Source organism: Acidovorax sp. CF316, assembly GCF_000276605.1.
Classification (GTDB): domain Bacteria; phylum Pseudomonadota; class Gammaproteobacteria; order Burkholderiales; family Burkholderiaceae_C; genus Acidovorax.
Window position 1 is genome coordinate 1 of sequence record NZ_AKJX01000219.1, and the last position, 9,320, is coordinate 9,320.

The window sequence follows — 9,320 nt, forward strand, 5'->3', positions numbered from 1 at the left end:
CGGCCGCCGACAGCGGGGCGTTGTCGCCTTGCGTGCCGGGCACGATCCAGTCCAGCACCAGGGTGCCGGGCGCCGAGGGGGCCGGCGTGGCCTTGTCGGCCCAGCAGCTTTCGCAGTCGGCGCTCACGAAACGCTCGAACAGCGCCGCGGGCCGGGCCACGCCATCGCTGCTGCAGCTCGACTGGGCTGCGAGGTGGGGGGCATGCAGGGCCAGCAGCATGGCTGCGGCAAGGGCAATGTTTTTCATGGCAGGCGGTGGCGCTTTCTACAATGCCCCCATGTTCCCACAAGACCTGTTTCCGGGTGCGCCCGAGCCCCTGGAGCCCTCCACGCCCGCTGCCCCCTCCGCTGCGCCGCCGCTGCTGGCCAATCTCAACCCCGAGCAACTCGCCGCCGTCACCCTGCCGGCGGGGCATGCGCTCATCCTGGCGGGTGCCGGCTCGGGCAAGACCCGGGTGCTCACCACCCGCATCGCCTGGCTGCTGCAGAACGGTTACACCACGCCCGGCGGCATCCTGGCCGTGACCTTCACCAACAAGGCCGCCAAGGAAATGGTGGCGCGGCTGTCGGCCATGTTGCCCGTGAACGTGCGCGGCATGTGGATCGGCACCTTCCACGGCCTGTGCAACCGGCTGCTGCGCGCGCACCACAAGGCCGCCGGCCTGCCGCAGTCGTTCCAGATCCTGGACACGCAGGACCAGCTCTCGGCCGTCAAGCGCTTGTGCAAGCAGCACAACGTGGACGACGAGCGCTTTCCGCCCAAGCAGCTCGCCTACTTCATCTCCGGCTGCAAGGAAGAGGGCATGCGCCCCGGCGACGTGCAGGCCCACGACAGCGACACGCGCAAGAAGGTCGAGGTCTACCAGCTCTACGAAGAGCAGTGCCAGCGCGAGGGCGTGGTCGACTTCGGCGAGCTGATGCTGCGCAGCTACGAGCTGCTGCGCGACAACGACCCCATCCGCGAGCACTACCAGCGCCGCTTCGCGCACATCCTGGTGGACGAGTTCCAGGACACCAACAAGCTGCAGTACGCCTGGCTCAAGCAACTGGCGGGCAATGACGCCGGCGGGCGCTTCGAGGCGCGCGGCAGCGTGATCGCGGTGGGCGACGATGACCAGAGCATCTACGCCTTTCGCGGTGCGCGCGTGGGCAACATGGCCGATTTCGTGCGCGAGTTCGACGTGCAGCAGCAGATCAAGCTGGAGCAGAACTACCGCAGCTACAGCAACATCCTCGACTCGGCCAACGCCCTGATCAGCCACAACAGCCGCCGCCTGGGCAAGAACCTGCGCACCACGCAGGGCCCGGGCGAACCGGTGCGCGTGTACGAGTCCACCACCGACCTGGCCGAGGCGCAGTGGATGGTGGACGAGATCAGGCAACTGGTGCGCAGCGATGGCTTCGAGCGCAAGGAGATCGCCGTGCTCTACCGCAGCAATGCGCAGAGCCGGGTGATCGAATCGGCCCTGTTCAACGCCAGCGTGCCCTACCGCGTGTACGGCGGCCTGCGCTTCTTCGAGCGTGCTGAAATCAAGCATGCGCTGGCCTACCTGCGCCTGCTGGAGAACCCGCACGACGACACCAGCTTCCTGCGCGTGGTCAACTTCCCGCCGCGCGGCATCGGCGCCCGCAGCATCGAGGTGCTGCAGGACGCCGCGCGCGCGGCCGGCTGCTCGCTGCACGACGGTGTGAGCGCCGTGCCCGGCAAGGCGGGGGCCAATCTCTCGGCCTTCGTCGCCATGGTCGACGTGCTGCGCGAGCAGACCGAGGGCATGAACCTGCGCAAGATCATCGAGACCATGCTGCAGTCCTCGGGCCTGGTGGAGCATTTCCGCACCGAGAAGGAAGGCGCCGACCGCATCGAGAACCTGGAGGAACTGGTCAACGCGGCCGAGAGCTTCGTCACCCAGGAAGGCTTTGGCCGCGATGCCGTGGCCCTGCCGGTGGACGAACTGCGCAACGACCGCCTCACGCAAAGCCCCGCCAGCCAGGGCCTCGACCCGAATGCGCCGGTGACCGACGAAGCCCTGCTCACCGTGGCCGGCATCGTCGACGCCGACACGGGCGAGACGCTGTCGCCCCTGGCCGCCTTTTTGACCCATGCGGCACTCGAGGCCGGCGACAACCAGGCCCAGGCCGGCCAGGACGCCGTGCAGCTGATGACCGTGCACGCCAGCAAGGGCCTGGAGTTCGACGGTGTCTTCATCGGCGGCATGGAAGAGGGCCTGTTCCCGCACGAGAACTCGGCCAACGAGCGCGAGGGCCTGGAAGAAGAGCGCCGCCTGATGTACGTGGCCATCACCCGCGCGCGCAAGCGCCTGTACCTGAGCCATTCGCAGACGCGCATGCTGCACGGCCAGACGCGCTACAACATCAAGAGCCGCTTCTTCGACGAGCTGCCCGAGTCCGCGCTCAAGTGGATCACGCCCAAGCAGCAGGGCTTCGGCAGCTTTGCGCCGAATACCGGGGGCGGCAACCCCTTCGCCCAGCGGGACCGGGGCGGCTTCGGTGCCGTGCGCAGCGAGCATTTCGCCAGCCCCCCGGTGCCTGTGCAGAAGGCGCAGCCATCGCACGGCCTGCGTGCGGGCATCGCGGTGTTCCACACCAAGTTCGGCGAAGGCAAGGTGCTGGCACTCGAAGGCACGGGTGACGATGCGCGCGCGCAGGTGAATTTTCCGCGCCATGGCACCAAGTGGCTGGCGCTGTCGGTGGCCAAGCTGACCATCGTCGATTGAAGGAGCGGCGCCGCCGCCACGGGCCTTGCTGGCCGGCGGTTGGCGCCTTTTTCTGACAGACAGCGCGTGTTGGCGCCTGAAGAATGGGAGTCCCAGCGGCCTGCACCCGCGCCGTCCGGCGCAGGCCCTCTGATCTGACGGCCAGGAGGACCTGCCCATGCTCCGCCATCTATCCCCCATGTCCTGCGCGGTCTTGGCCGGCACCTGTGTGCTGGCGCTGGCCCTGGCCGGCTGCGACAAGGTGCCCAAGCCCAAGGCCCAGGAGGCGCCGGCCCCTGCCGCTGCACCGGCCCCCGCGCCTGCGCAGTAGCAGCGCTTCGCCGCGGTCGCCGGTGTTCGCTCAGTCCACCTTGATGTTGCGCGCCTTCACCACGCGGCTGTAGATCTCCGCATCGCGGCGCACCATGGCGGCCATTTCGGTGCGTGTCACGCCCAGGGGCTCGCTGTGCAGCTCCTTGATGCGGCGCGACAGGTCGGGGTCCTTGCTCGCCTCCACCATCAGCGCGTTGAAGCGGGTCAGGATGGGCTGGGGCGTGGCCGCCGGCGCCCAGATGCCGTGCCAGGACATCATTGAGAAGCCGGGCATCACCTCCGACAGCGTGGGCACGTCGGGCAGGGCAGGGTGGCGCGTGGGGCCCGAATAGGCGAGCGCTTGCACCTTGCCGCTGCTGATGAGCTGGTAGCCGGTGGCGATGGGCTCCATCAGCGTGTCCACCTGGCCGCCCACCAGGTCGGCGATGGGGCTGGCGCGGTAGGGCACGTGCAGCATGTCGATGCCGACCTCGTCCTTGAGCGACTCCACGATCAGCTGCGAGGGGCTGCCCGCGCCGTAGGAGGCGTGCGAGTAGGTGCCCGGCTTGGCCTTGGCCGCCGCCACCATGTCCTTGACGGTCTTGGCCGGGAACTTGTTGGTGGCGATCAGCACCAGGCCCTGGCGCATGGTGGTGGCCACGGGCACCAGGTCCTTGTCGGGGTCGAAGGGCAGCTTGCTGTAGATGTAGGGGTTGATGGTGAAGGCCGTGGACAGGTTGTACACGAAGGTGTAGCCGTCCGCCGGCGACTTGGCCACCGTGTCCGACGCCAGGTTGCCCGCTGTGCCGGGGCGGTTGTCGATCACCACGGGCACGCCGAGCCTCTTGCCCATGTAGTCGCCGTACATGCGGGCGAAGATGTCCGGCGGCGTGCCGGGCGCGAAGCCCACCACGATCTTGATGGGCTTGTTCGGCCACTCGGCCCCCTGGGCCAGGGCCTTGCCGGCCAGCAGCGCCCCGGCGGCCAGCACCAGCATCGTCTTCATCACCATTGTCCTGCGCATCTTTGTCTCCTGTCACGGGTTCATTCATGCCCGCTTGTGTGGTCTGTTGGTTTCGTCGGTTCGTGGTGCCCCGCCGCCATGGCGTGCAGCGCACCGTGTGGGGTTGTCCGTCACATCGTTGGCATCACTCCTTTCGGGCCGGGCATGGCTGCGCCATGACCGCCGCCAATCCCGGTGGGCGGGCTGTGGGGGTGGGCGTGCATGGCGGTTCCTGGTGCTAGTCCACCTGGGCACCGGAGCGCCGCACGGCCTCGCCCCATTTGGCGATCTCGGCGGTGCCGAAGGTGGCCAACTCCGCAGCGTTCATGGCGGCCGATTCAATGCCCTGCGCGGCCAGCTTCTCGCGCACCTCGGCCTGGGCCAGCACGGCCTGCGCGGCATCGCGCAGCTGGTCGCGCTGCGCGGCCGGCATGGAAGTGGGCGCATACAGCATGAACCAGGCGACCAGGTCGAAGTCCGCCACGCCCTGTTCTGCCAGCGTGGGCACGTCGGGGGCGGCCGCGCTGCGCTTCGCGCTCGATGCGCCCAGCGCGCGCAGCTTGCCCGCACGGATGTGGGGCAGCACGGCGGCCGGGTGGTAGAACATGAACTGCACGTTGCCACCCATGAGCTCGGTGAGCGCTTGCGCACCGTCGCGGTAGGGTACATGCACGAAGTCTTTGGCCAGGCGGATGTTGAGCGTCTCGCCCGCCAGGTGGCCCGAGGTACCGTTGCCCGCCGAAGCAAAGCTCACCGCCTTGCCGCTGGCCTGGCGCAGGTCGGCCACGCCCTTCCAGGGCGCGCTGGCCGGCACCACCAGCAAGGTGGGCGTGGCGCCGGCAAAGCCCAGCGGCACGAAGTCGCGCAGCGGCTGGTAGGGCAGCTTCTTGTACAGCGTGGGGTTGATGGCATGCGTGCCTACGGTGCCCATGAGCAGGGTGTTGGCATCGGCGCCCGCACGCGCCACCATTTCGCTGCCGATGGTGCCGCCCGCACCGGGTTTGTTCTCCACGATCACCGTCTGCCCGAGCTGGCGGCCCAGGGCCTCGGCCAGCACCCGGCCCACGATGTCGGTGGAGGTGCCGGCCGCAAAGGGCACGACCAGCTTGAGGGGGCGGCTATTGCCCTGGGCGCTGGCACCGGCGGCCAGCAGCGCCAGGGTGGTGGCGGTAACAAGGATCCGGCGGCGCTTCATGGCGCCTCCCCGAAGCCGTCGGGCACGCTGCCCTCGTACTGCAGCTCGCGCGTGGCCTGGTAGGACAGGGCAAAGCCGCTCGGCGTCTCGGCCTCCTCGGCCAGGTGAGCGATCAGGCCCGCCGTGCGCGCCAGGATGGGCACGCCGCGCAGCGAGGCCACGGGGAAGCCCACCCCCATCAGCACCGCGGGGATCGCAGCCGAGACGTTCAGGCGCAGCTCCTTGCCGACGATGGCGGGGATCACCTTTTCCAGGGCCTGGGCGATCTGCACGTAGCGCAGGTCGGCACCGGCTTCGGTGGCCACGGCGATGAGCCGGCCCACGCGCGGGTCCACCTCCTTGTGCAGCGGGTGGCCATAGCCCGGGATGGAGCGGCGCGCGGCCTTGAGCTCGGTGACGACCGCCGTGGCGGCATCGTCGAGCGTGGCGCCGGCATCGACCCGCGCCGCCACGTCGGCGAACATGCGGCCCGCCGTTTCGGAGGCTCCCAGGATCACCGAGCCGCAGCCCAGGATGCCGGCCGCCACCGCACCCTGCAGCGCATCGGGCGCTGCGGCAAAGGTCATGCGGCTGGCCTGCACGCTGGGCACCAGGCCGTGCTCGGCAATCGCCACCAGGGTGGCGTTGAGCACCGCGCTGCAGGCCGCATCGGGCCGGCGGCCGGTGAGCAGCAAAAAGAAGTAGTCGGCGAACGACAGGTGGCCGATCAGGTCGTTGCACAGGTCCTCGCCGCGCACGACGATGGTGTGCTCGTTGGAGGTGCAGATGGCGGTGCGCGGGACGGTGGATTTTCCGATTTTCATGGGGCGGATCTCAATGTTGGGGTTCGAGGCGGAAGTCGTAGTGCGCCGACCACCAGGGCACGGCCTGGGCGCTGCCGTCGGGGGCCTGGCCGGCGGGGTGCTGCTCGAAGTCCACGACCAGGCTGGGGCGCACGCCGAACACCGCGTCCGACTCGATGTAGGGGCTGCCCGCCACGAACAGGTGGGTGGTGACCGGCGCATGCGCTGGCGCCGAGACCATCATGTGGATGTGGCCGGGGCGGTTGGGGTGGCGGCCCATGCCTTCGAGCATGCGGCCCACGGGGCCGTCCACCGGCACGGGGTAGAAGCTCGGGCGGATGGACCAGAACCAGTAGCGGCCCTGCTCGTCGGTGCGGATGCGGGCACGCGCGGCCATGCCAGAGCCTTCCACCTGCATGTCGTACACGCCTTCGCCATCGCCCGACCAGATGTCGAGCAGCGCACCCGCCAGCGGCTGGCCGTGCGTGTCGGTCACGCGGCCGCTGTAGAAGGTGGGTTCGCCCTTCACGCCCTCGGACAGGTTGGCGCCCAGCGGTAGCTCGGGTGCGCCCTCCCAGTAGTAGGGGCCCTGCACCGTGGCCTCGGTGGCTTCGGTCATGCGCTGGCTGCCCTGGGCATGGGCGGTGGCGCGCAGCTGGTCGAGCATCACCACCATCATCGAGGCGCCCAGCGTGTCCGACAGCAGGATGAACTCCTGGCGCTGGCCGGCGCAGGCCTTGCCCACGGCGGTGAGGAATTCGATGCCCTGCATCCACTCATCGGGCTTCAAATCCACCTCGCGGATGAAGGCATGCAGGTGCGTGACCAGCGACTGCATGATCTGTGCAAAGCGCGGGTCGCTGGCGCCCTCCAGGCGCTGCAGCACGGCCTGGGTCAGTTCGTTCTCGTTCGATGGGGTCATGGGTTCTTGTCTCCTGGTCTTTTTTTTGGGGGGCTGGCGCGTCAGAGCGCCTGCCCGAGGCGTTGGCGTATCGGCCCGACGATGGCCGCGTTGTCGGCCCCCAGCGTGGGCGGCGCCGTGACCTCGAGCGCACGTTCGCCGTCGAAGCTCACGGGCGAGCGGATGGTGCGCCACTCGCCGCCTTCGGGGTGGGGGGCGCTCACCTGCAGCTGCAGGTGGCGGGCCTGCGGGTCTTCCATGGCCTCGCGGGTGTCGTACATGGGGGCGTGGGGCACGTCCTCGGCTTCAAGGCGCTCGCACCAGGTGGCGCGCGTCTGCCCGCGGAACAGGCCGCCGAGCAGGTCGATCAGGTCCTCCTGGTGCATGATGCGCGCCTCGCGCGTCGCAAAGCGCGGGTCGTCGAACAGGCGCGGGCGCTCGATGGCGTTGGCCAGGCCCTGCCAGAACTTCTCGGGCGAGGACATGTGCAGCGCGATCCACAGCCCGTCGGCACATTCGAGCACGTAGGACTGCGAGACGCTGGGCCGGCTGTAGGGGCCCATGACCTCGTCTTCTGAGAAGTAGTGCGTGAACGCGTCGAGATTGAAGTGGCACATGGCCTCGAGCATGGACACCTCGACCTTGCGGCCCAGGCCCGTGCGGCCGCGCTCGACGATGGCGCCCAGCACGCCGTAGGCGGCATAGAAGCCGGTCATCGCGTCGGCCAGCGCGGGGCCCACCACGCGCGGGTTGGCAGGGTTCACCAGCAGCTTGAGGAAGGCGCTGGCGGCCTGGGCCACGGTGTCGTAGGCGGGGCGGCCGGCGGCCGGGCCGGTCTGGCCGAAACCGCTGATGGCGCAGTACACCAGGCGCGGGTTCAGGCCGCGCAGCCGGGCCTCGCCCGCGCCCAGCCGGTCGGCCGCGCCGGGGCGAAAGTTCTGGATGTAGACGTCCGCATCCTTGACCAGCTCGTCGAACACCGCCGCATCCTCGGGCAGCTTGGGGTTGAGCGTGATGCTGCGCTTGTTGCGGTTGTAGGTCTGGAAGTGCGGGCTATAGAGCCCCCCACGGAAGGCGCGGAACGGGTCGCCCGCGCCGGGCTGCTCGATCTTGATGACCTCGGCCCCCAGGTCGGCCAGGAACATGCCTGCCGCCGGGCCCGTGATGAACGTGCCTTGCTCCAGCACCTTGATACCGCTGAGGACTTTGTGCACCTCGTTGTCTCCTGTCGTTATGGGCCCCTTGCAGCGGGGCCGGGTGGGCTGTAAGCGAATGTAGGGGCCGTGGCGGATTACCGGAAATGATTGTTTTTCATGGTTACCATCGATGGCATCGATCAACCACCGGTGGCACCGCCATGGAACTGAGGCACCTGCGCTACTTCATCGCCCTGGCGGGCTCGCTCAATTTCACGCGCGCGGCCGAGCGGCTGCATGTCACGCAGTCCACGCTGTCGCACCAGATCAAGCAGCTCGAAGAGGAGATCGGTGCGGCGCTGTTCGACCGTGTGGGCAAGCGCGTGGCGCTGACCAGTGCAGGCGACGAGTTCCTGCACTACTGCACCAAGGCCCTGCACGAGATCGACCTGGGCCTGGGGGCGCTGCGCCAGAACGGCTCCGAGGTGGCGGGCGAGCTGCACATCGGCTCCACGCACACCTTCAACCTGGGCTTCATCCCGGGCTGCATCGCCGCGTTCCACGAGCGCCATCCGCGCGTGAAGGTGGTCGTCGAGGAGCTGTCGGCCGACCACATCGCCGCGCGCCTGCAGCAGGGCACGCTGGACCTGGGCATCGCCTACCGGCCCGCTGCGCCGGGGCCGCTGCAGTTCGAGCCGCTCTACAACGAGGAGATGGTGCTGGTGGTGGCCCGGGGCCACCCGCTCGCGCGGCGCAAGCGCGTGCGCATGGTGGAGCTGCACCGCATGCCCATGGCCCTGCTGCCCGCGAGCTTTGCCACGCGGCAGATGCTGGACGAGTGCTTTCGCTCCTGCGGCGCCGAGCCGCAGGTGGTGGCCGAGATCAACACCCTGGCGCCCATGATGGACCTGGTGGGCAAGACGCAGCTGGCCTCCATCGTCGCTGCGAACGTGGTGTCAGCGCAGTCGGGGCTGGTGGTGGTGCGGCTCGAAAGCCCCACGCCGGTGCGTACGCCGGGCATGCTGTGGTCGCCGCTGGCGCGCGAGTCGGCCTCCACGCGCGCCTTTTCGGCCATCGTGCGCAAGCTCGCGCTGCATGGCAGCCTCAAGGACCTGGCGAAGCGCAAGGGGCAGACGGCCTGAAGCCACCCTTCGATAAACACTTCAGCTATTCGTAGCGCTGCGCATGCAACCGGAACAGCCTGAGCCAGTGCCCCCGTGCAAGGGCCGCCCCGCCGCACCGGGGGCGCTCCCCCTCCCGACTCGCGCAGCGAGTCG

General features: G+C 69.1%; 8 protein-coding genes and 1 pseudogene. 3 read left to right on the top strand and 6 right to left on the bottom strand.

Annotated features, from left to right (window positions below):
- Nucleotides 1-247 (bottom strand): annotated as a pseudogene (locus PMI14_RS26790) (hypothetical protein); the annotation flags it as partial.
- A gap of 31 nt (nt 248-278) precedes the next feature.
- Here PMI14_RS26790 and PMI14_RS26795 point away from each other — a divergent pair.
- Entirely contained in the window at nt 279-2,735 is a 2,457-nt protein-coding gene (locus PMI14_RS26795; protein WP_035205947.1) for a UvrD-helicase domain-containing protein, read from the top strand.
- 157 nt (nt 2,736-2,892) lie between these two features.
- Complete coding sequence (locus tag PMI14_RS35100; RefSeq protein WP_007859385.1) at nt 2,893-3,045, top strand: hypothetical protein; 153 nt, start codon at nt 2,893-2,895, stop codon at nt 3,043-3,045.
- Between the two features lie 30 nt (nt 3,046-3,075).
- On the opposite strand, the gene PMI14_RS26800 is transcribed toward PMI14_RS35100, so the two are convergent.
- From PMI14_RS26800 to PMI14_RS26820, 5 genes are all read right to left on the bottom strand, one after another.
- Nucleotides 3,076-4,032 carry a tripartite tricarboxylate transporter substrate binding protein gene (locus tag PMI14_RS26800; RefSeq protein WP_238541911.1) on the bottom strand — a complete coding sequence of 319 codons (957 nt, stop codon included), beginning with the start codon at nt 4,030-4,032 and terminating at the stop codon, nt 3,076-3,078.
- A 235-nt stretch (nt 4,033-4,267) separates the two neighbouring features.
- A complete protein-coding gene (locus PMI14_RS26805) occupies nt 4,268-5,224 on the bottom strand; it encodes a tripartite tricarboxylate transporter substrate binding protein (RefSeq protein WP_007859387.1) in 957 nt (318 codons plus the stop codon).
- The gene (locus tag PMI14_RS26810) at nt 5,221-6,027 is read right to left on the bottom strand and encodes a citryl-CoA lyase (protein WP_007859389.1); all 807 of its coding nucleotides are present in this window, start codon (nt 6,025-6,027) and stop codon (nt 5,221-5,223) included. The genes PMI14_RS26805 and PMI14_RS26810 overlap by 4 nt, the downstream gene beginning before the upstream one ends.
- Nucleotides 6,028-6,037: 10 nt before the next feature.
- Nucleotides 6,038-6,928: a dioxygenase gene (locus PMI14_RS26815; protein ID WP_007859391.1), complete on the bottom strand. Its 891-nt coding sequence runs from the start codon at nt 6,926-6,928 to the stop codon at nt 6,038-6,040.
- Between the two features lie 41 nt (nt 6,929-6,969).
- The gene (locus PMI14_RS26820; RefSeq protein WP_007859393.1) at nt 6,970-8,121 is read right to left on the bottom strand and encodes a CaiB/BaiF CoA-transferase family protein; all 1,152 of its coding nucleotides are present in this window, start codon (nt 8,119-8,121) and stop codon (nt 6,970-6,972) included.
- Nucleotides 8,122-8,264: 143 nt separating this feature from the next.
- On the opposite strand from PMI14_RS26820, the gene PMI14_RS26825 reads away from it, so the two are divergent.
- Nucleotides 8,265-9,185 carry a LysR substrate-binding domain-containing protein gene (locus tag PMI14_RS26825; RefSeq protein WP_007859394.1) on the top strand — a complete coding sequence of 307 codons (921 nt, stop codon included), beginning with the start codon at nt 8,265-8,267 and terminating at the stop codon, nt 9,183-9,185.
- Nucleotides 9,186-9,320: the final 135 nt, after the last annotated feature.